This is a genomic window from Virgibacillus sp. LDC-1 (genome assembly GCF_030137545.1).
Classification (GTDB): Bacteria; Bacillota; Bacilli; order Bacillales; family Amphibacillaceae; genus LDC-1.
In genome coordinates this window covers 19,393-42,661 of record NZ_JARUVL010000008.1, presented here as the reverse complement: position 1 = coordinate 42,661, position 23,269 = coordinate 19,393, and the positions used below count along the sequence as shown (strand labels likewise).

The 23,269-nt window shown below is 38.4% G+C and carries 23 protein-coding genes; 18 read left to right on the top strand and 5 right to left on the bottom strand.

The features are described 5' to 3' along the window. Positions 1-3: 3 nt before the first annotated feature. Complete coding sequence (locus tag QBK89_RS08710) at positions 4-708, top strand: DUF554 domain-containing protein (RefSeq protein ID WP_284140657.1); 705 nt, start codon at positions 4-6, stop codon at positions 706-708. 64 nt (positions 709-772) lie between these two features. Here the strand turns inward: QBK89_RS08710 and yyaC are convergent, their stop codons facing one another. Further along, a complete protein-coding gene (gene yyaC / locus QBK89_RS08705; protein ID WP_284140656.1) occupies positions 773-1,390 on the bottom strand; it encodes a spore protease YyaC in 618 nt (205 codons plus the stop codon). 91 nt (positions 1,391-1,481) lie between these two features. Here yyaC and QBK89_RS08700 point away from each other — a divergent pair, with 91 nt between their 5' ends. The 7 genes from QBK89_RS08700 to rpsR all read left to right on the top strand — a co-directional run bounded on the left by QBK89_RS08700 (position 1,482) and on the right by rpsR (position 6,244). After that, positions 1,482-2,507 carry a YkvI family membrane protein gene (locus tag QBK89_RS08700; RefSeq protein ID WP_284140655.1) on the top strand — a complete coding sequence of 342 codons (1,026 nt, stop codon included), beginning with the start codon at positions 1,482-1,484 and terminating at the stop codon, positions 2,505-2,507. 108 nt (positions 2,508-2,615) lie between these two features. Further along, positions 2,616-3,524 (top strand): mechanosensitive ion channel family protein, encoded by a 909-nt coding sequence (locus QBK89_RS08695; RefSeq protein WP_284140654.1) that lies wholly within the window; start codon positions 2,616-2,618, stop codon positions 3,522-3,524. Between the two features lie 15 nt (positions 3,525-3,539). Continuing rightward, a complete protein-coding gene (locus tag QBK89_RS08690) occupies positions 3,540-3,737 on the top strand; it encodes a DUF951 domain-containing protein (RefSeq protein ID WP_284140653.1) in 198 nt (65 codons plus the stop codon). Between the two features lie 211 nt (positions 3,738-3,948). Continuing rightward, entirely contained in the window at positions 3,949-5,049 is a 1,101-nt protein-coding gene (ychF, locus tag QBK89_RS08685) for a redox-regulated ATPase YchF (RefSeq protein WP_284140652.1), read from the top strand. A 149-nt stretch (positions 5,050-5,198) separates the two neighbouring features. Further along, positions 5,199-5,489 (top strand): 30S ribosomal protein S6, encoded by a 291-nt coding sequence (rpsF, locus tag QBK89_RS08680; protein WP_284140651.1) that lies wholly within the window; start codon positions 5,199-5,201, stop codon positions 5,487-5,489. Between the two features lie 15 nt (positions 5,490-5,504). After that, positions 5,505-5,966 carry a single-stranded DNA-binding protein gene (gene ssb, locus QBK89_RS08675; RefSeq protein WP_284140650.1) on the top strand — a complete coding sequence of 154 codons (462 nt, stop codon included), beginning with the start codon at positions 5,505-5,507 and terminating at the stop codon, positions 5,964-5,966. 47 nt (positions 5,967-6,013) lie between these two features. Further along, positions 6,014-6,244: a 30S ribosomal protein S18 gene (gene rpsR / locus QBK89_RS08670; protein ID WP_284140747.1), complete on the top strand. Its 231-nt coding sequence runs from the start codon at positions 6,014-6,016 to the stop codon at positions 6,242-6,244. Between the two features lie 100 nt (positions 6,245-6,344). Here rpsR and QBK89_RS08665 read toward each other — a convergent pair whose 3' ends face one another. From QBK89_RS08665 to modA, 3 genes are read right to left on the bottom strand one after another with little or no spacing between them, the layout of a single operon-like run. Further along, positions 6,345-6,980, bottom strand: coding sequence for an ATP-binding cassette domain-containing protein (locus tag QBK89_RS08665; protein ID WP_284140649.1), 636 nt, complete (start codon positions 6,978-6,980; stop codon positions 6,345-6,347). 30 nt (positions 6,981-7,010) lie between these two features. Continuing rightward, a complete protein-coding gene (gene modB, locus QBK89_RS08660; RefSeq protein WP_443089753.1) occupies positions 7,011-7,703 on the bottom strand; it encodes a molybdate ABC transporter permease subunit in 693 nt (230 codons plus the stop codon). A 17-nt stretch (positions 7,704-7,720) separates the two neighbouring features. Continuing rightward, complete coding sequence (gene modA, locus QBK89_RS08655; protein ID WP_284140648.1) at positions 7,721-8,500, bottom strand: molybdate ABC transporter substrate-binding protein; 780 nt, start codon at positions 8,498-8,500, stop codon at positions 7,721-7,723. Between the two features lie 122 nt (positions 8,501-8,622). Here modA and QBK89_RS08650 point away from each other — a divergent pair, with 122 nt between their 5' ends. After that, entirely contained in the window at positions 8,623-9,543 is a 921-nt protein-coding gene (locus tag QBK89_RS08650) for a helix-turn-helix transcriptional regulator (protein ID WP_284140647.1), read from the top strand. A gap of 65 nt (positions 9,544-9,608) precedes the next feature. Here the strand turns inward: QBK89_RS08650 and QBK89_RS08645 are convergent, their stop codons facing one another. Then, positions 9,609-10,100: a DUF1189 family protein gene (locus QBK89_RS08645; protein WP_284140646.1), complete on the bottom strand. Its 492-nt coding sequence runs from the start codon at positions 10,098-10,100 to the stop codon at positions 9,609-9,611. 334 nt (positions 10,101-10,434) lie between these two features. Here QBK89_RS08645 and QBK89_RS08640 point away from each other — a divergent pair, with 334 nt between their 5' ends. From QBK89_RS08640 to QBK89_RS08600, 9 genes are all read left to right on the top strand, one after another. After that, positions 10,435-11,376 (top strand): YybS family protein, encoded by a 942-nt coding sequence (locus QBK89_RS08640; RefSeq protein ID WP_284140645.1) that lies wholly within the window; start codon positions 10,435-10,437, stop codon positions 11,374-11,376. 78 nt (positions 11,377-11,454) lie between these two features. Continuing rightward, complete coding sequence (locus QBK89_RS08635; RefSeq protein WP_284140644.1) at positions 11,455-13,428, top strand: DHH family phosphoesterase; 1,974 nt, start codon at positions 11,455-11,457, stop codon at positions 13,426-13,428. Further along, on the top strand, positions 13,425-13,871 hold the full coding sequence (gene rplI, locus QBK89_RS08630; protein ID WP_284140643.1) for a 50S ribosomal protein L9: 447 nt from the start codon (positions 13,425-13,427) through the stop codon (positions 13,869-13,871). The genes QBK89_RS08635 and rplI overlap by 4 nt, the downstream gene beginning before the upstream one ends. Before the next feature lie 55 nt (positions 13,872-13,926). Continuing rightward, entirely contained in the window at positions 13,927-15,300 is a 1,374-nt protein-coding gene (gene dnaB / locus QBK89_RS08625; protein WP_284140642.1) for a replicative DNA helicase, read from the top strand. Between the two features lie 288 nt (positions 15,301-15,588). Then, positions 15,589-16,875 carry an adenylosuccinate synthase gene (locus QBK89_RS08620; protein WP_284140641.1) on the top strand — a complete coding sequence of 429 codons (1,287 nt, stop codon included), beginning with the start codon at positions 15,589-15,591 and terminating at the stop codon, positions 16,873-16,875. A gap of 814 nt (positions 16,876-17,689) precedes the next feature. Beyond that, positions 17,690-19,177, top strand: coding sequence for a M23 family metallopeptidase (locus QBK89_RS08615; RefSeq protein ID WP_284140640.1), 1,488 nt, complete (start codon positions 17,690-17,692; stop codon positions 19,175-19,177). A gap of 242 nt (positions 19,178-19,419) precedes the next feature. After that, positions 19,420-20,124, top strand: a complete 705-nt coding sequence (gene yycF / locus QBK89_RS08610; RefSeq protein WP_284140639.1) for a response regulator YycF — start codon at positions 19,420-19,422, stop codon at positions 20,122-20,124. 5 nt (positions 20,125-20,129) lie between these two features. Continuing rightward, positions 20,130-21,965: a cell wall metabolism sensor histidine kinase WalK gene (gene walK, locus QBK89_RS08605; RefSeq protein ID WP_284140638.1), complete on the top strand. Its 1,836-nt coding sequence runs from the start codon at positions 20,130-20,132 to the stop codon at positions 21,963-21,965. Next, positions 21,962-23,269, top strand: a complete 1,308-nt coding sequence (locus QBK89_RS08600; protein ID WP_284140637.1) for a YycH family regulatory protein — start codon at positions 21,962-21,964, stop codon at positions 23,267-23,269. Before walK ends, QBK89_RS08600 begins: the two co-directional genes overlap by 4 nt.

The following is a 23,269-nucleotide window of genomic DNA, read 5'->3' as shown; positions in this document are numbered from 1 at the left end:
GCAATGGTATTATACGGGACATTAGTGAATGCAGCTTTTATTATTATTGGTAGTTTACTTGGATTATTTTTTACAAAAATCCCTGAAAAATATAAACAGACCGTGATGCATGGAATAGGACTTACTGTAATTCTAATTGGTATGCAAATGGCGTTTGCTACGGATTCGATTATTATCGTGTTAATTAGCTTACTTACAGGTGCATTATTAGGAGAGTTTCTTCAAGTAGAAGAAGGTTTAAATCGATTAGGAACATGGATCGGTAGTAAATTTACAACTAAAAACCAAAACATAACGGTCACGCAAGGCTTTGTTACGGCTTCGCTTATCTTTGTAATTGGTGCAATGGCTGTGATAGGTGCACTTGATAGTGGCTTGCGTGGCGACCATGAAGTTTTAATCACAAAAGGTGTAATAGATGGATTTACAGCACTTGTATTAACAACAACATTAGGATTTGGTGTTATCTTTTCTGTTATTCCAGTTGTCTTATATCAAGGTGGAATTGCATTATTGGCAACGCAAATCGAAAGTTGGTTTCCGGAGACATTTTTAAATGGACTTATTGTCGAATTAACTGCAGTAGGAGGGCTGTTAATTGTTGCAATTGGGTTGAATTTGTTAAAAATTGTTTCAATCCGTGTTGGAAACTTATTACCATCCATTCTAACAGTAGGGCTCGTTTATGCGATGTATCAGCTTTTCTAATAGAAGAATAAATAATGAAAAAACTGCGAGCATGTATTTCGCAGTTTTTTTCTATTTCGTTAAATTAGAGGGTCGATGATTTTATTTGGGGTACTACAACGGCAGGAGCCTTGCGATGATGGATTAAACGATAATCAATCGACTCAAGCAATCCGGCAATTTTTTTAGCCATTTCTACTACAATAGCTAAGCGAGTATTTTGTAGAACCGAATACTCCATAAACCCACTTACATTGACCACGCCAGTAAGATGGACATCACCAACAGCTGGTAATGGTTTATTTAAAGCTGCACCAGGCTGTAAGGGACCTTCAGTGGCAATGATTTTACCCACCGAATGTGTTTTTCCTAAACAAGCATCCACTGCAATGATAAATGGATTTTTATGAACATGATTAATTTCTTTAATATATTCATGCAGGTTTGTAGCATGTACAGGATGCTCTAGTGTTCCAAAAACCGACAAATGCCTTGGTTTCATTTCCGTTAGAAATGATCCAACTAATGGACCTAGTGCATCCCCGGTCGATCGATCTGTTCCAATACAAACGACGACATATTCACGAGGTACACTAGGAAACCAAGAAATTAATTTATCTCCTATTGCTACATCGAGGTGTGGTGCAGTGTGATCGATTCGAACGGAATCAATTTTTGATTGAAAACGGCTCTTAAGATTCATAGCTTATCCTCCGCAAACATATTGATATAAGTATACGGATTTCATTCGATTTTTATACATTAAGTCAAAAAAGTTTAACGGAGGAACTTCCATGTGGAAATCAGGATTTAAATGGATGTTTTTAATTATTGGTACAACGATTGGGGCAGGCTATGCATCGGGGAGAGAGTTATGGGAGTTTTTTGGTCATGAAAGTGGACTTGCTATAATGCTATTCGTGCTTTTCTTTTCCATTTCATGTACGGTCATTATGCATATTAGCTATCGACTACAATCACAGGAATATCGTTCTGTACTAAGAGAAATTGTTGGAGACAAACTTACAGGAATATATGATGTGATGATTTTCCTTTACTTGTATACGACTACTGTTGTCATGCTTTCAGGTAGCGGAGCAACCGGACAAGCGTTTAATTATTCGTATTGGTGGGGTATAAGTATAATGGTGGTCGCACTAGTTATTCTTTTTATGAAGGATATTGGTGGGCTATTATCCATTAATCAAATCATTTTGCCTGTTTTGCTAACTGGTCTATTGTATGTATTGCTTCAGTTTACATATGATCAGGAGCTTTCCTTATTTTCTCATTGGCATGAGCAACGAAATTGGTTAGCTGCTTTTCCCTTTACGGCATTAAATATTTTGCCACTTATTGCCGTCTTAGGTGCGATCGGAAATAAAGTAGAATCCAAAAAGGAGATCTGGATTGCCTGTATCGGTAGTGGCGCTATATTAGGAATTATATCGTATATTTATAACAACAGTCTTATCCAAATTGCAGACGAGCTATTATTATATGAAATTCCTTTGTTTGCGATTTTAAAGCATTATCCGATTCAAATGCTTATCTTAATGACAGTGCTCCTATGGTTTGCTATCTTTACAACAGCAGCTGCTGGTATAATGGGGATTGTAACTAGAATCCATAGTTTTTTCCGTGTGCCATTATGGGTGCTTGTTTTCTTAACATTGCTTACGATGATTCCGTTAACAACGTTAGGATTCTCTACATTAATCGGCTATATTTATCCTGTTTATGGGGTATTAAACTTATATGTATTGACAAGGCTGTTATTATTTCCAGTGTGGAGAGTGTTAGATAAACGAAAAGTATAAGATTATTCGCATAAATCATTCGCTTCCATTTTTAAACGAAATATTGTACTATTTAATCTAAAATAATCGCATTTAATTCGTAGTAACAGACGAACAGGAGGTTTTAGTTTGGTTGAAAAAGAACTAACAGACTTATGGGAATATATCACAGGACCAAAGCCTTGGATTGCAATTGGAGAAGGGATTATTCAAATATTATTAATCACCTTTATAGCGCTTTTTATTGTACGAATAAGTAAAAAAGTCGTTGAGCGACTTTTTAGCAACGAACGTCGCGGACCGATTCGTATTTCCGAGCGCAGAGAAAACACATTAAAAAAACTAACGCTTAATGTAATCGCTTATGTCGTTTATTTTATCGCGTTCATTATGATATTAGATAATGTATTAGGATTTAAAATTGGCGCATTACTAGCTGGAGCTGGAGTAGCAGGGCTTGCTATCGGCTTTGGAGCACAAAATTTAGTTCGAGACATTATTTCAGGGTTTTTCATCATTTTTGAGGATCAATTTTCGGTAGGAGACTATATTGCTGTTTCCGGTATAGAAGGTACCGTAGAAGAAATCGGTTTACGTACAACAAAGGTGCTAAGCTGGACAGGGGAGATGAATGTCCTTCCAAATGGAAATATTACACAGGTGACAAATTACTCTGTTCATAATGGCCTGTCCGTAGTAGATATTAATATTCCATATGAAAGCAATATTGAAGAAGCGGAAAAGGTTATTGAAGTAATCGCTAAAAAACTTCCGGAAAAATATCCGCAAATCTTGTCCGCTCCAGAAATCATCGGCGTTCAATCATTAGAACTTTCTCATTTTGTCGTTCGCGTGATTGCCGAAACGTTACCAGGCTCTCAATGGTCAGGTGAACGGATGATTCGTAAAGAGATGAAGGAAGGGCTATATCAGGCTGGTATTGATATTCCTTCGCCACGACTAGTCATGTATTCACGCAATGAACGACCAACAATAATGGATGAAAACCACCACCATCGTGGGCGTGAAAATGATTAAGAAGGAGAACATAGCATGGTAGACAAGGATTTTGGTTTAAATGATGTTGTACAAATGAAAAAGCCACATCCATGTGGGGAAAATCGCTGGAAAATCATTCGAATGGGAATGGATATCCGCATTCGTTGTCTTGGCTGTTCGCACAGTGTGATGATTCCTCGCAAGGAATTTGCTAAGAAGCTAAAAAAAATCCTCGAAAAAGCGGAGGATTAAATAGTTAATATAGACTAATATCTTCCAAAAATGGTATAATAGTAACATAGATAGAGAGAAATAGAATTATAATAGGGTAAAAGCAAAAAGTAGGCATCCACTTGGTGCCTACTTTTGCATTATATCTTCTTGTCTTCTTGTCCTGTTGAATCTATAATTAGGAAGACAAACGCGTTCATATGAATGGAAATCCTTAAGGAGTGAAAGATGTATGTCTTTAACAGCAGGAATAGTCGGACTTCCTAACGTGGGGAAATCCACGTTATTTAATGCCATTACACAAGCAGGAGCAGAAGCAGCAAACTATCCATTTGCTACGATTGATCCGAATGTAGGTATTGTGGAAGTGCCAGACGATCGCTTAAATAAATTAACAGAGCTTGTAAAACCAAAGAAAACAGTACCAACAGCCTTTGAATTTACAGATATTGCAGGGATTGTAAAGGGTGCGAGTAAGGGAGAGGGATTAGGCAACCAATTTTTATCCCATATTCGCCAAGTTGATGCGATATGCCAGGTCGTTCGTTGTTTTGAGGATGAGAATATTACCCACGTTTCTGGTAAGGTTGATCCGATTGATGATATTGAAATCATCAATTTAGAGCTTATTTTAGCTGATTTAGAAACGGTAAACAAACGGATACAACGTGTGGAAAAACTCGCAAAGCAAAAAGATAAGGAAGCAGTGGCCGAGTTTGATATCCTTGCAAAACTAAAAGCAGCCTTTGAAGAGGAAACCCCTGCACGTGCATTAGATTTTACCGATGAACAGCAAAAAATCGTTAAAGGACTTCATTTACTTACAGCAAAACCAATGCTTTATGTTGCAAATGTTAGTGAGGATGAAGTGACAGATTCGGATGCGAATGCAAACGTACAAAAAGTAAAAGCTTATGCGGCAGAAGAAGATGCAGAGGTTATTGTTATTTGTGCAAAGATTGAAGAAGAAATTTCAGAGCTTGAGCAGGATGAAAAAGAAATGTTTTTGCAGGAGCTAGGTATTACAGAGTCGGGATTGGATAAGCTCATTAAAGCTTCCTATCATTTGCTAGGATTAGCTACTTACTTTACGGCTGGTGAGCAGGAGGTTCGTGCGTGGACATTCAGAAAAGGCACGAAAGCCCCACAAGCAGCTGGAATCATTCATACCGACTTTGAGCGCGGATTTATTCGAGCTGAAACAGTTTCCTACACAGATCTTGTTGAGGCTGGTTCAATGGGACAAGCTCGTGAAAAAGGAAAGGTACGTTTAGAAGGTAAGGAATATATCGTACAGGATGGCGATGTCATCCATTTCCGTTTTAACGTGTAAATAATGGTTGGTGTAAAATAGGATCCCTTTCATAGGTTGTTATTTATGAAAAACTTTGGTATAATACACTATCGTGAGTAATTAAATTATCGATTACTCCTTGCTCTCAAAAATTTGAGGGCCGCTAAGACCAAAAGGAGGTGTAACGGATGAGAAAATATGAAATTATGTACATCATCCGCCCAGACATGGAAGAAGAAGCGCAAACAGCTTTAATTGAGCGTTTCAACACAATTCTTACTGATAATGGAGCGGAGATCGCTAAGGTAGACGAAATGGGCAAGAAGCGTCTTGCTTATGAAATTAAAGACTACCGCGATGGATATTATGTATTGATTAACTTCAGCGGCGATGAAAAAGCAGTAAATGAATTCGATCGTTTAGCGAAGTTCTCTGATGATATCATTCGCCATATTGCAGTTCGAGAAGATGACCAATAATAAGGGGTGATTCTGATGTTAAATCGCGTCGTACTTGTCGGCAGGTTAACGAAGGATCCTGATTTACGTTATACACCAAACGGAGTAGCTGTAGCTAATTTTACAGTTGCCGTTAACCGACCATTTACGAATCAGCAAGGCAATCGTGAAGCTGATTTTATCAATTGTGTCATTTGGCGTAGACCAGCTGAAAACCTTGCTAATTATATGAAAAAAGGTAGTATGATCGGTGTAGATGGACGAATTCAAACGCGTTCCTTCGAAGGCCAGGATGGAAAAATGGTCTACATTACAGAAGTTGTGGCAGATAATGTGCAATTTCTGGAAACAAAAGGTTCTTCTCCTAACCGTGGAGGACAAGATCAATATGGTTTCCAGCCGAATCAGAATCAAAACCAAGATAAGCAATTTGAGGACGATCCGTTTAAAGATAACGGAGAGCCTATCGATATTTCAGATGACGACCTTCCATTCTAATTAGAATGAGGTAGGAATCGGTGAATACAGATAAAGGAGTGATACGAATGGCAGCTCGTCGCGGACGTGCAAAGCGTCGTAAAGTGTGTTTTTTCACAGCAAACGGAATTACACACATTGACTATAAAGATGTTGAGCTTTTAAAGCGTTTCGTTTCCGATCGTGGAAAAATTCTTCCTCGTCGTGTAACTGGAACTTCAGCTAAATATCAACGTAAGCTTACAAAAGCAATCAAACGTGCTCGTCAAATGGCATTATTGCCGTTTGTAGCGGAGTAAAGAGAAAAACCTTCAACACCTGATTTATAATCAGCGGTTGAAGGTTTTTTTGTATATTATATTCTAATCAAGCTTTCCAGGAATGCTTCGTAAATCTAAATTAAGAAGGAACAGACGCTGTATGGAGTGTTCCATGCTCCACATAAAGCACACGATTTCCAAGCTTTAATGCTTCCTCATGACTATGCGTTACCATAATAATAGGAATTTGCCATAATGTATGAAGTCGTAACAGCTCCTCATGGCTTCGCAATCTTGTTTTATCATCCAAAGCAGAAAACGGCTCGTCTAGCAAAAGCAGGTCAGGCTCTGTTGCTAATGCACGTGCCAGCGCAACACGCTGCTTTTCCCCACCTGAAATTTGATGCGGGTATTGTGCGATTAAATGGTCAATCGTTAGTTCTTTAATCACTTGCTTTGCTAACGTTTCGTTTTTCATTCCGTACGCAATATTCTTCCAGACCGTCATGTGTGGGAAAAGGGCATAATCCTGAAAAAGATAGCCAATTTTCCTCCGCTGAATTGGAACAGCGATTTTTTGCTCCGAATGAAACAATACGCTGTCATGTAAACGAATGATCCCTTGATCGGCTTTTGTAATTCCTGCGATACTATGGAGAATTGTTGTTTTTCCAGCACCAGAAGGACCGAATAAAACAACAATTTCATTTTTCACGGTAAAAGTTGCTTGTAATTCAAAATGGGAAAGTTGTTTCTTTATCTCGACTTCCAGCATGACTCTTCCTCCTCTGCTCTACCCACATTATTATTTTGATCGCTTCGCTGTATAACGCATCATATTTCGTTTACTCCACCAATTCAACCAAAGGATGGCCGAAAATCCAAGTGCAACGATAATAATAACCCAAAACGATGCGAGTTCCATGTTTCCAGATTCTACTGCGAAATAAATCGCCAGTGGAATCGTATCAGTCACATTTGGTATATAGCCTGCAAGCATTAAGGTAGCCCCAAATTCTCCAAGCGCACGAGCAAAGGATAAAACAAGCCCAGCTAACAATCCCGGCCATGCTAACCGGAAGGAAATCGTCCAGAATACTTTCCATTTAGAAGCGCCCATCGTGTAGGCGGCATTTTCCATATTGGCATCGTATTGTTGAAATGCGCCAGCTGCACTTTGATACATTAAAGGAAATGAAACAACGACGGCAGCGATGATAACTGCATACCATGAAAAAACAATTTGAACATCAAACCAATTCATTAGTAGTTGCCCAATCGGACCATTTTTTCCGAATAAGAATAATAGGCCGAATCCAACAACGGTCGGAGGAAGTACAAGCGGAAGCAAGATAACGGCTTCTACAATACTTTTTCCAGGAAAATCATTTCTTCCAATAATACGCGCTAAAAACACGCCAACAATAAAAACAATGATTGTTGCGATAAATGCTGTTTTAAAAGAAAGCCATAATGGCGATAATTGAATATCTGTCATCTGCAATCCACCTAGGTTTATTTACGGAATCCATAGTTATTTAAAATTTTCTGTGCTTCATCACTTTCTAGAAAGGTGAGAAAGTTTTTAGCTTCCTTCTCATGTTTTGTATCAGCGACTACCGCACCTGGATAAATAATCGGGTCATGCATCCCAGCTTTTGCTGCTGCCAGTACTTTAATTTTGTTTGATACAAGTGCATCACTTTCATAAACGAATCCGATATCGGTGTTTCCTGTTTCTACATACGTTAATACTTGCCGTACATCCTTGGCAAGCACTAATTGTTTCTCAAGCGTACTCCATTTTTCTAATTGCTGCAATGCTTGCTGCGCATATTTTCCAGCAGGAACACTTTCAGGATTCCCAATCGCGATTTTCGCTACATCCTTTGCATTTATGTCTGCAAATGCCTTATATTCGAGCTTGGAATCAGCTCCAGTAATCAAAACAATTTTGTTACCGGTAATGTCAGCCCGTGTATCCTTTAAAATAAAATTCTCGCTTTCAAGCTTGTCCATCCAATCCTGATTCGCAGAAATAAAAATGTCTGTTGGAGCGCCTTGCTCAATTTGCTGTGCCAATTTACCAGAACCGCCGAGATTAAAAACAAGCGCTACATTATTTTCTTTTTCATATGTATCTTTTATTTCTGCTAATGCATCGGTCAGACTAATTGCTGCAGAAATCGTTAATTCTGTTTTCTTTTCGGCTTCATCCTGCTTGTCATTACTGCAACCAGCTAAGAAAATAGTAACTGCGATAAAAAGTAAAGTGAATAACTGTGTCTTTTTCATGATTATCCTCCATTAAATATAAGTAGATATAGCTAATTATAATTACTTATAACTAATTATAAGTAGATTTAGTTGTAAAGTAAATGATAAACTAAATAAAGGAAAGAGTGAGGTGATTGCTCGTGTCGCAAAATGAGTCTTATACGACAGAAGAAATTGCACGTCTATTAAAGGTATCAAAGCTAACCGTATATGATTTGATTAAAAAAGGAGAGCTTCAGGCATTCCGTGTGGGTCGGCAAATGCGTGTAGATGCCATGGAGCTGGAGCACTATAAACGAAGAGGACAGCAAGGTGTTTCTGCGCCTGTACAGGCAGAAAGCAGAATAGAAGCTGGATCAGAACAAGCGGTTGTTATTAGTGGTCAAGACAATAGTTTAGATATATTAGCACAGGAGCTGGAGAACAAATCAGCTTCCATTCGTCCACTTCGTACGCATAAAGGAAGTTTGGACGGACTAATCGCAATGTATGAAGGAAAGGTAGCAATTGCAAGCGTTCATTTGTTTGATGGAGATACCGGTAAATATAATATTCCTTATGTCCGCAAGCTGTTAGTGAGCCAATCATTTATTGTTTTTCGATTTATTAAGCGAACGGCCGGATTATACGTAGCGTCAGGAAATCCAAAGGAAATTTATGCGTGGGCAGATTTAAAAAAGCCGAATATTGTGATGGTGAATCGCGAGCCTGGTGCAGGAGCTAGAGTGTTATTAGATGAGAAATTTCGCTTACATCATATTAATAAACAAGCGGTTGCAGGCTATTCGAACGAACAATCGAGTCATCTAAACGTTGCCTCGATGATTGCAAATGGATCGGCTGATGTTGGTGTTGGCATTGAAACCGTGGCAAAGGTAGCTGGAATCGACTTTGTCCCCATGGTCGAGGAAAGCTATGATTTAGTTGTTTTGAAAACAGCACAAAATAACGCATTAATTAATCATTTAAACGAAATCTTAACGAGCAAGCAATTTCAGAAAAAGCTGGCATCATTAGGCTATCAAACCGCAGGCATTGGAGATATCATTTGGGAGCAATAAAGCTGGATATGAAAAGAAATCGGAAATATTAACCGATTTCTTTTCATATGAATAAACAACAGTCATTATGATGCATGTTTCTTCCGTTTTGGGTAGATGGAAATGATCTTGATTAACAAAACGAGAGAATACACAATAAATAGAATAATAATCATATCGTGCACCGAAAAAAAAGTGGCTGCTACTGTATAGAATAAAAATGGAATTGTTGTGGTATATGCACTCATTTTCCATAATATCGAAAATTTAAGCTTCCTTTTCATAAGGTGAGCAATTCCTGTTGCAATATAGGCGAGGAGGGATAGTAATATAAAAATGACAATGGTTAACGGCAAATAAGAAAAAATAAAAAAGTAGATTAGTCGAAATAATATATTCATATTTGCGGTCATTCCATTTGTTTCGGTTAAAACGTCAATCAGTGTTGGAACGGATACAAAACCAAGCAGTATAAACATATAAAAGACCGTGATATCCATACCTGTTCGATTTAAACGAAAAACAGCTTGTTTATTAGGAAGTCGTAAGCTTTGTGTGAACATCGTCCAAAAAATCATTATCTTCATCCTTTAATATGTATTCATCTAGTCAACCAACTCTATTATAATAGATGAAAGACTGAAACGTGTAAAAAAGCGGCTTATGCTGAACCGAATGCTTCATTTCAAGTAGAAATAGCGCTTTTCCCCAACCTAAACCACTCAACCTTCTTTCCGAAATATCTGTAAATCCATGTTTCCATTCGTTCTCTTTCCAAATTCGATGAAAATCATGTTATCATATTAGAATGAAATAAAAAAATATCCCTTTCTCTAGAGAGAAAAAATAGGCGGATGAAAAAATAGACCAATATTTATTCCTGTCTTCGCGATATTGAACGAGGTGCAAATAATGAATCAATCGAAAAAAATAACAGATGGTGCCCTATTAACAGCTATTTTCGTAGTGCTTATGCTTTTATGGTGGTACTTTTCATTTTTCTCAGTAATAACGGTGTTTTTACTACCAATTCCATTTATCATTTTTTCTTACCGATATGATTGGAAGCCAAGCTTACTCATGTTTGTCGCAGCCGCAGTAATTACGATGCTTTTTGCGACCGTCATCTCGATTCCCATTACGCTGTTAGCTGCAGCGGGGGGAATTATGATTGGTACTGCCATGCATCACCGCGCTAGTCCATACGAGGCCTGGGCTCGAGGAACAGTTGGCTTTGTTATCGGTATGTTGTTTTCCTTTTTATTTAGTCAAATCGTATTCCAAATCAATTTCACTGCAGAGTTTGATAATATGATCCAGCAATCGATGCAAATGAGTAGAGATATGATGCAGCAACTTGGAGTCGAGGATCAAATAGAAGGCCAAATAGAATTATTAGAGCAGCAGTTCTTAATGGTAAAGAACTTAATCCCGGTCATGTTTGTTGTCATGTCGATGTTATTTGCATTGGTTAGTCAATGGTTAAGCTATAAATTAATTAATCGGATAGAAAAGAAGACCTATCAATTTCCACCATTTCGCATGCTACGTTTTCCAGTAGCAATCGTGTGGATATACTTTGTTGCCATGATTGTTTCATTTTTTCAGCCTGATCCGAACGGAATCTTATTCCTAGGTGTTCAAAACGTATTAATGCTAGCTGGATTTTTCATGGTTATTCAAGGTCTTTCCTTTGTTTTTTTCTATGCACACGAGAAAAAACTAACGAAAGCAATCCCTATTTTGCTAATTGTTTTTATCGTGATCATCCCTTTCATTCTACTTCCTTTGGTTCGAATCTTAGGTATAATTGACATAGGATTCCGTTTAAGGGAACGGGTTTCAAAGAAGTAGAAAAATAGGCCTTGTCACCTTTCAATTGATCCATTCCTTTAACGTGAAAAGGTGATGAGTAGTAGGAGCTGAATTTCTATGCCGAATTTACAAAAGAAGCCCGCACTTGGCAGACATTTATGGATAATTTATTTGTTGTCCTTTTTATTGCTTGGTGTGATTTGGTATTACCAATGGATGCTTGGTATTGTAATGACTTTATTGTTAGCTGCGTCCTTTTATAATAGCATTCGTACCGAACGAATGATTATAACAGAAACGGAAAAATACATTTCCACCTTGTCCTATCGCCTGAAAAAGGTTGGTGAAGAGGCATTGCTAGAAATGCCCATTGGTATCATTCTTTTTAGTGAGGATTATAAGGTGGAGTGGACGAATTCATATATGAATCAATTTTGGGAAGAAGACTCAATTGTTGGAAAATCACTAAATGAGATTTCTGAGGCTTTAATTCCTGCTATTAAGGAAGATAACGAAGAAGTGTGGGTACGGCTGGAACAAGTCGAATTTCAAACAACAATCAAGAAAGAAGAACGACTTCTTTACTTTTTTGATCGCACAAAGCAAGCTGAAATGGAGACATTGTACCAAAATGATCAAACAATTTTAGCGATTATTTTCCTAGATAATTACGATGAAATCACGCAAAACATGGATGATGCGATAAAGAGTCAATTGAATTCAGAAGTAACTGCAGTACTTAATGAATGGTCACAGCAGTATGGACTTTACTTAAAGCGAACATCGCAGGATCGCTTTCTAGCAGTCGGTACGAATGAAATTCTTAACCAGCTTGAACAATCGAAATTTCATATATTAGATACGGTACGGGAAATAACGAGTGAACAAAATATACCATTGACGATTAGTATTGGGATAGGATTAGGTAAAAAAACATTGCCAGCACTTGGAGCAAATGCCCAATCAAGTCTTGATCTTGCTTTAGGACGTGGCGGTGATCAGGTTGCCATTAAAGATGATTCCGGTAAGGTTCGCTTTTACGGTGGTAAGACGAATCCAATGGAAAAACGCACAAGAGTAAGAGCAAGGGTCATTTCTCATGCGATGAAGGAGCTTGTGAAAGCAAGTGATAACGTCATTATTATGGGACATAAATCTCCAGACATGGATGCCCTAGGTGCAGCAATTGGCATATTGAACATTGCGAAGCGCAATCAGGTGAAAGGATATATTGTTTTTGATCCAGATGATATTGATACAGGTGTTCACCGGTTAGTAAAAGCAATCAAAGAAGATGAAGAGCTGTGGCAGCATTTTATCGATCCGAATGAAGCGGAAGAGCTTGTATCATCGAATAGCCTTGTTGTTGTTGTCGATACGCATAAACCATCGATGGTTGTGGATGAACGCTTATTAAATAAAACAGAATATAAAGTTGTTATTGATCACCATCGTCGGGCAGAGGACTTTATTGAAAATCCAACGTTAGTGTACATGGAGCCATATGCCTCATCAACAGCAGAGCTCGTAACCGAGTTGCTGGAATACCAACCAAAAGGTCCGAAGCTAAAGATGCTAGAGGCAACGGCATTATTAGCTGGTATTATAGTAGATACGAAAAGCTTTACATTACGAACCGGCTCACGTACGTTTGATGCTGCCTCTTATTTACGATCAAAAGGTGCTGACACGGTACTCGTGCAGCAATTGATGAAAGAGGACTTAGATCGTTATGTAAAACGTAGTAAGCTAGTGGAGCGTGCGAGAATATTCCGCGATCATATTGCGATTGCAAAGGCAAATCCAGGTGAAATATATGATCCTGTATTGATTGCACAAACAGCTGATACACTCTTAACGATGAGTGGCATAAGTGCTTCCTTCGTTATTTCAGAACGAAAGGACGGAAGGATAGGGATTAGTGCACGTTCACTCGGAGCCATTAATGTGCAAGTAATAATGGAAAAAATGAATGGTGGCGGTCATTTAACAAATGCCGCGACACAATTAGAGGATACAACAGTAGATGATGCAGAAGAACTGTTGAAGGATATGCTGGAAGCGTATGATGAAGGGAGAGAATCAGAATGAAAGTAATTTTTGTGAAAGACGTGAAAGGAAAAGGAAAAAAAGGTGAAGTAAAGAATGTGTCAGACGGCTATGCACGTAATTATTTGTTGAAGAACAACATGGCTGTTGAAGCAACGCCTGGTAACTTAAAAGGGCTAGATGCACAAAAGAAAAAACAAGATCAGCTTGAACAAGAAGAAAAAGAAGAAGCAATAAATCTAAAAGATAAGCTAGCAGCGTTAACGGTTGAAATGAAAGCAAAATCTGGCGAAGGCGGTCGCTTATTCGGTTCCATTACGAGTAAGCAAATTGCAGATGTATTAAAGAAAGAGCACGGTTACCAAATTGATAAGCGTAAAATAGAACTTGAACAACCAATTCGTTCGTTAGGATATACAGTTGTACCAGTAAAACTACATCCAGAAGTATCTGGTTCTGTTAAAGTACATGTTGTGGAACAATAATCTTTTCGTAGCGTCAAACAAGGATGCTTTGTCTTAGGTGAAGGAGGAAAAGGCTTTGAGTGATCAATGGAATGAACGAATACCACCACATAGTATTGAAGCTGAACAATCGGTTATCGGAGCAATCTTTCTGGAGCCTGAGGCATTCTCTACGGCATCTGAAATATTAATGCCGGATGATTTTTATCGTGCTGGGCATCAACGTATCTTTGAAACGATGATGAAGCTTTCCGACCATGGTGAGCCAATTGATGTAATTACAGTAACGACAGCATTAAAGGATAGTAAACTATTAGATGAGGTTGGTGGTGTTTCCTATCTAACAGAAGTAGCTGGAAGTGTGCCAACAGCCGCTAATATTAGTTATTACTGTAAGATTATCGAAGAAAAAGCGTTACTACGTCGATTAATACGTACCGCAACCGATATTGTAACCACTTCCTATGATAAAGAAGATGAAGTGGACGATGTTTTAAATGATGCGGAGAAAAGTATTTTAGAAGTTTCCGGTCGCAAGAATTCCGGCGCATTTAAAGCGATTAAAGATGTTTTGATTAATGTGTACGATAATATTGAAATGCTACACAATCGGAAAGAGGATGTAACCGGAATCCCAACTGGCTACCGTGATTTAGATCGAATTACATCCGGTTTCCAACGAAACGATTTAATTATTATTGCGGCCCGTCCATCAGTGGGTAAAACCGCATTTGCATTGAATATCGCCCAAAACGTAGCTGTTAATACAGACGAGAACGTTGCGATATTTAGTCTGGAAATGGGAGCAGAACAGCTTGTGCAACGTATGCTTTGTGCAGAAGGAAACATTGATGCGCAACGATTAAGAAATGGGCAATTAGAGTCTGAGGATTGGGGAAAGCTTACGATGGCGATGGGCTCTCTCTCTAATGCAGGAATCTATATTGATGATACGCCAGGTATTCGTGTAAGTGAGATTCGTTCAAAATGTCGACGATTAAAGCAGGAGCATGGACTTGGCATGATTTTAATTGATTATTTACAGCTTATCCAAGGAAGTGCTGGCTCACGAGATAACCGTCAGCAGGAAGTCTCGGAAATCTCTCGTTCCTTAAAAGGACTGGCTCGTGAATTGAATGTGCCACTTATTGCACTTTCACAGCTTTCACGTGGCGTGGAACAACGCCAAGATAAGCGCCCGATGATGTCTGACCTACGTGAATCAGGAAGTATTGAGCAGGATGCGGATATTGTAGGGTTCCTTTATCGTGATGACTATTATGATAAAGAGTCCGAGAAGCAGAATATTATCGAAATCATTTTAGCAAAGCAACGTAATGGTCCAGTTGGAACTGTCGAACTTGCTTTTGTGAAAGAATATAATAAATTCGTAGATTTAGATCACAGGTATGATCAAAGTGATATTCCACCAGAACCAGTTCATGTATAAACGGCATCTTTCATTGTTTTTTAAAAGCAATGGGAGAGCCGTTTTTTTGGTGGAAAGCAATGCGGTGAATGCGAAAGTACGAGTATGCATGTTTGTTCTAAAAAAAGGAATAATACGGAGAGATAAAGAAAGGTAAGAATAGATATTTAATGTTCGGTAATTACGAACATTAAATATATTAATATTGTAATAGTTCGTGTTTAGATTGACTATCCTTAAAAATACTGCTAAAATTACTTCTGTAATGCACAAATAACATAAGAAATACAAACTTAGTGGAGGTGCGTCATGTCCTCAGTAGTAGTTGTTGGAACCCAGTGGGGAGACGAAGGAAAAGGGAAAATAACCGATTTTTTATCTCAGAATGCAGAGGTTGTTGCTCGTTATCAAGGAGGCAATAATGCCGGTCATACAATCAAGTTTGATGGCATCACATATAAACTGCATTTAATCCCATCAGGAATATTTTATAAAGAAAAAACGTGTGTGCTTGGAAATGGAATGGTAATTGATCCAAAAGCGTTTCTTGAAGAAATCGCTTATTTACATGATCATCAGGTTTCAACTGATAATTTGCGAATTAGTAATCGTGCACATGTTATTTTGCCATATCATTTAAAATTAGATATTTTACAAGAGGAAGAAAAGGGTACGAATAAAATTGGGACGACAAAAAAAGGAATCGGACCAGCCTATATGGATAAAGCGGCTCGTGTAGGCATTCGTATGGCAGATCTTCTTGATAAAGATGTATTCCGTGCAAAGCTAGAGCAGAATCTAAACGAAAAAAATCGTCAGTTTACAAAGCTGTATAATACAGATCCAATCCATGTAGAAGATATTTTCGAAGAATATTATGCATATGGACAACAAATGAAGCAGTATGTTTGTGATACATCCGTTGTATTAAATGATGCCTTAGACGAAGGTCGTCGTGTGTTGTTTGAAGGGGCACAGGGTGTAATGCTTGATATTGATCAAGGTACGTATCCATTTGTAACATCATCCAATCCAATTGCTGGAGGCGTAACGATTGGAGCAGGAGTAGGACCGACAAAAATAAACCATGTTGTTGGTGTATCCAAAGCGTATACGACGCGTGTAGGAGATGGCCCATTCCCAACGGAGCTTCATGATGAAATAGGCGACCAAATCCGAGAAGTCGGACGTGAATATGGCACAACAACTGGAAGACCACGTCGTGTTGGCTGGTTTGATAGTGTGGTTGTTCGTCATGCACGCCGAGTGAGTGGAATTACAGATTTATCGCTGAACTCGGTCGATGTACTAACTGGAATAGAGACATTAAAAATTTGTGTAGCATATCGCTATAAAGGGGAAATCATGAAGGAATTTCCAGCGAGCCTTGCTGTATTGGCTGAGTGTGAGCCAGTGTATGAAGAAATGCCAGGCTGGACAGAAGATATTACGGGGATCAAAAATCTCCATGATTTACCTGACAATGCGCGCCATTATATCGAGCGGATTTCGCAGCTTACTGAAATTCCGTTATCGATTTTCTCTGTAGGACCAGATCGTACACAAACAAATGTTGTTCGCAGTGTATATGCCTAAGCTTTTTTAGAATGATGATAGGGCTGAAAGGAGGAAACAGTAGCCTCCGGTGGAGAATCCGAAAATTGCATTGTAGTTTAAAATAGGATCGCTTTCAACACAGGCACAAGCGCGACAGCTGCTCAAAAAGACTTCGCAGTGTCTTCTTTGCCACGGCACGGCCTCAACTAACTCGGAAAAGAAAATATGCTTTTCCGAGTGTTTTTTTCGACGTACAGGACGTACTAGCGCAGACGTTGCCACAGGATGTAGCGGTTTTAGTCTGCGTTCCCCTGTTAGTTTTCCCGCTGGACTAGGAACGCTTCGGCAGCGACACATCGCACGCAGAAAAAGTGCTTTTCTTTTTCAAGGAGTCTCTCCTATTTCAACTATTCCAGATCAACATGAAGTACTATAATAACTAACCGATTTCATTTGGCTTTCCTTTAACAAAAATTCTTTGGCCCTGTCGCATCATTTTTAGTCCATGGTCGATTTGGTTATGAACTCCTCTTAATCCAACCGCAGTGTGCAATTTAACTGCTTCTATACCCGATTTAATCCTACCTTAAACAAACGTATACCCACCAATGTAATTATTTTGTAAAATAAATGCTAAAAAATGGTAAAACACACCCTTTTTCAACAGTTTTCACGTTAATATTCACCCAACAGCCCTACAAAAAGTAAAAAAATGTAATAAATGATACATTTAGATTACATTTTACCTAGAGTTATTCATTTATCTATTACTCCTATGGTAGATTAGTAGTGGATTAATTACATAGAAAAATAGATTTAGAGAAGATTTGGTTTTGTCAGGGGGCTATACCAAGTGAAGTCGAAAGGTACGAGCAAAATGGACAAAAATAAGTATATACATCGTTTTATGATTGCAGCTGTATTTCTGCTTTCATTTGCATTTGCCATGCCGGTAGCTGCAGATGATGATCAAGAGCTACAAACGGTGTATCACGTTTATGTGAATGATGATTATGTCGGAAAAATTGATAACAAAGAAGTTGTTCAATCATTCGTTGATCAGAAGGTTGAAACAGCACAGCAGACGAATAAAGACCTATCACTAACAATTGGGGAAGAGATTACATACATACCTGAAAAAGTATTTCGTCCTTCCTTTGATAACGATAAAGTCCTCCGTGATTTAAATGAGAAGCTAACGGTTAAAGCATTAGCGATTGAATTAAAGCTCGGTGATGATGTCGTAGGTTATTTTAATAGTGAAAAGGACGCACAACAGCTTTTAACTGCGTACAAAGCAAAGTATGTTGACCAAGCTATCTTGGACAAGCTCGAAGCAGCAAAGCAATCACAGGAGCTAAAAGTAGATGATTCAGGCATCGCAATTGTTGAGCAGCCAAACAAAGAAACCGAAATTGAAGTAGGAGACGCAATTATAAAGGATGTTTCTTTATCAAAAGAGGTTTCGTTATCCGAGCAAAAAGTGTCTGTTGATCAGATTCTAACAGAAAAGCAAGGAATGAAAATGCTTGAGAAGGGCACGCTGACAGAGCAGGTTCACAAAGTAGATTCAGGTGAAGTGCTTGGATCCATTGCAGGAAAATATGACCTTACAACAAAAAAACTACTTGAGCTCAACCCATCGATAGATGAAGATACAGTGTTACAAATTGGACAAGAACTGCAAGTAACAGAATATAAGCCATTTGTTCACGTTGTGCTTAAAAAAGAGCATATCGTTGAAGAAAAGGTTGCCTTTGAAACAGAGGTAAAGGAATCGGAAGATATGTTCAAAGGTGATGAAAAAGTAAAGCAAGAAGGAAAAGACGGTAAAAAAGTCGTTCACTATGCGATTGAGGAAGTTAATGGCAACATTAAAAACAAAGAAGTTTTAGAGGAAAACGTTATTGATGAGCCAGTAAAGAAAGTCGTTATTAAAGGAACGAAGGTAATTTCGTCTCGTGGCACTGGGAATATGCAATGGCCAACAGTTGGTGGCTATATTTCAAGTAAATCTGGCTATCGCTGGGGAAGCATGCATAAAGGGATCGACATTGCTCGTCCAAGTAACCGTTCTATCTTAGCTGCTGATAATGGGGTAGTTGTCTCGGCAGGATATGATAATGGTGGCTATGGAAACAAAATCGTCATTAACCATAACAATGGATTAAAAACGATATACGCCCACATGGCTTCCATCAGTGTTCGAGCTGGTCAAACGGTACAAAAAGGAATGAAAATAGGTGTAATGGGATCAACAGGGAATTCAACTGGTGTGCATTTACACTTTGAAGTATATAAAAATGGTGCCTTACAAAATCCATTAAACTACATTCAATAATGAATAAAAGCTTCAAAGGCTGACTCATGACAGAAGCAAGATAATGAGTTAGTCTTTTTTCTATTCATGCGCTTGCTCTGATTTTAACGTTTGCCAATAGGTTTAATATCGTGAATAAAAGACTTTTCGATAAAAGTACGTTAAAATAGACGCAAGGCAGATGATCCTTAACGAATAGTATACGAGCAAAACTGATAAATAATAAAGTCGTTTTGATAACGAAGAAAAGGATGATGAAGAATATGCCACAGAAAATTTTAGTTGTTGATGATGAACAGCCAATTGCTGATATTCTACGTTTTAATTTAGAAAAAGAAGGCTACCAGGTTGTCTGTGCCTATGATGGAGATGAAGCTATTGAGCTTGCTGAAAAAGAAAAGCCAGACCTCGTCTTATTAGATATTATGCTTCCAAATAAGGATGGAAATGAAGTCTGTCGTGAAATTCGTAAAACACAAACGATGCCAATTATTATGCTAACTGCAAAGGACTCCGAAATTGATAAGGTGCTAGGGCTTGAGCTTGGAGCCGATGACTACGTTACAAAGCCTTTTAGTAATCGGGAGCTTATTGCCCGTGTAAAGGCAAATTTACGACGCTTACAGCATGCACCAGAGGACGCAGGGAAAGCGAATAAGGATATTGAAATCGGAACACTAGTCATTCATCCAGATGCCTATACGGTTACGAGAAGTGGAGAAGAAATTGAGCTAACTCATCGAGAATTTGAACTGCTTCACTATTTAGCGCGTCATATTGGTCAAGTAATGACGCGAGAGCATTTATTAGAAACTGTTTGGGGCTATGATTATTTTGGTGACGTTCGTACGGTTGATGTTACCGTTCGTCGTCTTCGTGAAAAGATTGAAGAAAATCCAAGTAATCCAACATGGATTGTTACCCGTCGTGGGGTAGGCTATTATTTACGAAATCCTGATCAGGAGTAGGTTTTATGCATAAAGTAGGCTTTTTTCGCTCGATACAGCTGAAGTTCATTATTATTTATATTCTACTGCTCCTTGTCGCGATTCAAGTCATTGGTTCTTATTTTGCAGGCAAGCTAGAAAAAGAACTAACCTCCAACTTTGAGAGTAGTCTAACAGAACGAATTGACTTGCTTAGCTATAATTTGGAACAGGCTTTTGAAAAGGATCGCTCAGAAGAAGAAGAGGAGTCCAAATTAAAAGAAGATATTCAAAAAATGATTTCCGATATTAAAACAGACGATATTACGAAGCTAGAGGTTGTAAATAGTCAAGGGCGTGTATTAGGAACGAATGATACGCTAAATGAAGAGGTAATTAACAAGATTACGACGATGCCTTTGGTTATCTCTGCACTCAAGCAAGAAGCAAAATCAGCGCCACAGCAAGCCTATGATCCAATTACTGAAAATCGTGTATTCGTACAAGCCGTTCCAGTTTATTACGAGGATCGGTCGATTGCGGGTGTTGTGTATGTACAAGCATCAATGGAAGGTATTTACGATCAGATGCAAGAAATCAATGAGATCTTCTCAAAAGCTTCTGTTTTGGCAATTGTTGTTTCTGCCTTTCTTGGTGTGCTTGTTGCACGTACGATTACAAAGCCTATCAAAGAAATGCGTCGCCAAGCACAAACAATGGCGCGCGGCGATTTCTCACAAAAGGTGAATGTTTATGCAACCGATGAAATCGGGCAGCTCGCGATTACCTTTAATAATATGAATGATCGATTAAAGCATTCCTATGCCACCATTGAAGAGGAGCAGCGGAAGCTTAGTTCTGTGCTTTCGAATATGTCGGATGGGGTTATTGCAACAGATGCAACTGGCGCCATCACGTTAATGAATGAGTCTGCTGGTATTTTAATTGGTAAAGACCCAGAAGATATTCAAGGCGCATTTTTGCTCGATGTTTTACATTTAGATCAAAGCAACTTTGATATTTCGAATCTTCATGATAGTGGTTCTTTAATTATCGATTATGGCGATGGGGAAAATGACTTTTTAATTCGAGCGAACTTTTCAACCGTTACCGATGATGAAGATCGGGTTACCGGATTTATTACCGTGCTTAGTGATGTAACAGAGCAGGAAAAAATGGAGCAGGAACGACGTGAATTTGTTTCTAACGTTTCCCATGAGCTTCGTACGCCATTAACGACAATGAGAAGCTATATTGAAGCACTAACCGATGGAGCTTGGCAAGATAAAGAAATCGCTCCACGCTTTTTAGAGGTTGCCCAAAATGAAACCGAGCGGATGATTCGCATGGTTAATGATTTGCTGCAGCTTTCCAAAATGGATAGTACGGATTTCACTGTGGAGAAAGAACGTACAGAATTTATTGTTTATTTTCATAGTGTAATCGATCGTTTTCAAATGAATAACCCAGAGCATATCACCCTGCAAAGAGAGCTTCCAGCTGGAAAATATTTTGTATGGATTGATAAAGATAAAATGACCCAGGTGCTCGATAATATTATTTCTAATGCGATCAAGTATTCACCAGAGGGTGGCACGATTCGCTTTAAAGTGGTTAGACAGAAACAGCACCTCCTCGTTAGTATTGAGGATGAGGGAATGGGAATACCATATGATAAAGTAGATAAAATATTTGAGCGCTTTTATCGCGCTGACAAAGCACGGACGAGAAAATTAGGTGGTACAGGGCTTGGCTTAGCAATATCTAAGGATATTGTCGAAGCACATGATGGGAAAATATGGGCTAGAAGCAGAGAGGGTAAAGGGACAACGATTCTCTTTACACTTCCACTACTCAGTCAAAAGAGGAGAGGGAGTAGATGAGGCTTGAAGTTGTAAAAACCTATGTATTAGTTATATTAGTTGGCTTAAGCCTGCTACTCACCTTTAATATTTGGAGCTTTCAACCTAACTTTGATTCGCTTGATTTAAAATCAAGCTATTTAGGGGAAGACGAGTTTTATCTAAATGGGAAGGATCAGAAAGTAAAGCAATTGATTGAGCCAAGCAATATTATTTTCCATCGCCAAGGTGTGTTTTATGGATTTGAGAGTCCTAAGATAGAGCATTCGATTTATCAGGATATGCAAACATGGATGATGTATGATTTTCGCCTACGCGAAAACGCTGCTCCTATGGACGAGAAGTATCAGGTGGAAATTCAGTTCCCAGTGCAATTGCCGATGAAGCTTATTAATAGTTTATTTAATTTTAATGAGGATATTAATGAGCTACCAAACTGGTCGTTTGAACGGATGTACATTACCTTTAATCGGGAAAAATCACTTATGACGATTCATTTCGTTAGTGTTGATGGTAGAAATGAAGCAACGGCAATTGTTAATAATGCAACGAAGTTTGATACGATGTGGAAGTATATGAACCAGTTAGAAGGATTAGAGCAATATGTTCTAGTTGAAGGAGCAAGAAATCCAATTTACATTCCGAAGTATCCAGAAGAAGTAACGATGCTGACGTTATCGGCTTCGCAAACAGATCCGAAAAACTTAGTGAATGCACTGTTTAACAACCCGTTTACTTCGGTTACGTGGAATAGTGATTTAAAGCTTTATACAGATGGAAGCCGTCAAATGCGTATTGTTCAAGAGCGGAGATATATGGAATTTACAAACCCGAAGAATAACAAAGATTTTATTCGAATGGGTCCAATTGATCTGATTGTGAAAAGTATGAACAATATCAATGAATATAAAGGATGGACAGATGATTATAATTTGCAATACATCGATACGTCTAAAAACCTCATTCGATATTTGATGTATTACGAAGGCTATCCTGTTTTTAATAATAGTAATTTGACAGAGATTGAACAGCAGTGGCGGGACCAAGATATTTTTCAATATCAGCGTCCGTTGTTTAGTATAAATAATTCCTTTGGAGGCGACCCCGTTGAGCTGCCTTCTGCAGATGAAGTAATAACAAGCATCAAAGAAAATAAAAACATTGACGTTAAACAAATTGAGGATATTCGGATTGGTTATACACTCCGGTTTCATAACACGAATTTTATGACATTGACCCTAGAGCCAGCTTGGTATATGAACTATAATGGAGATTGGAAAGAAATTATCCAAGAAGATATGCTGCAAAATAGAGGGGTGAGCTGA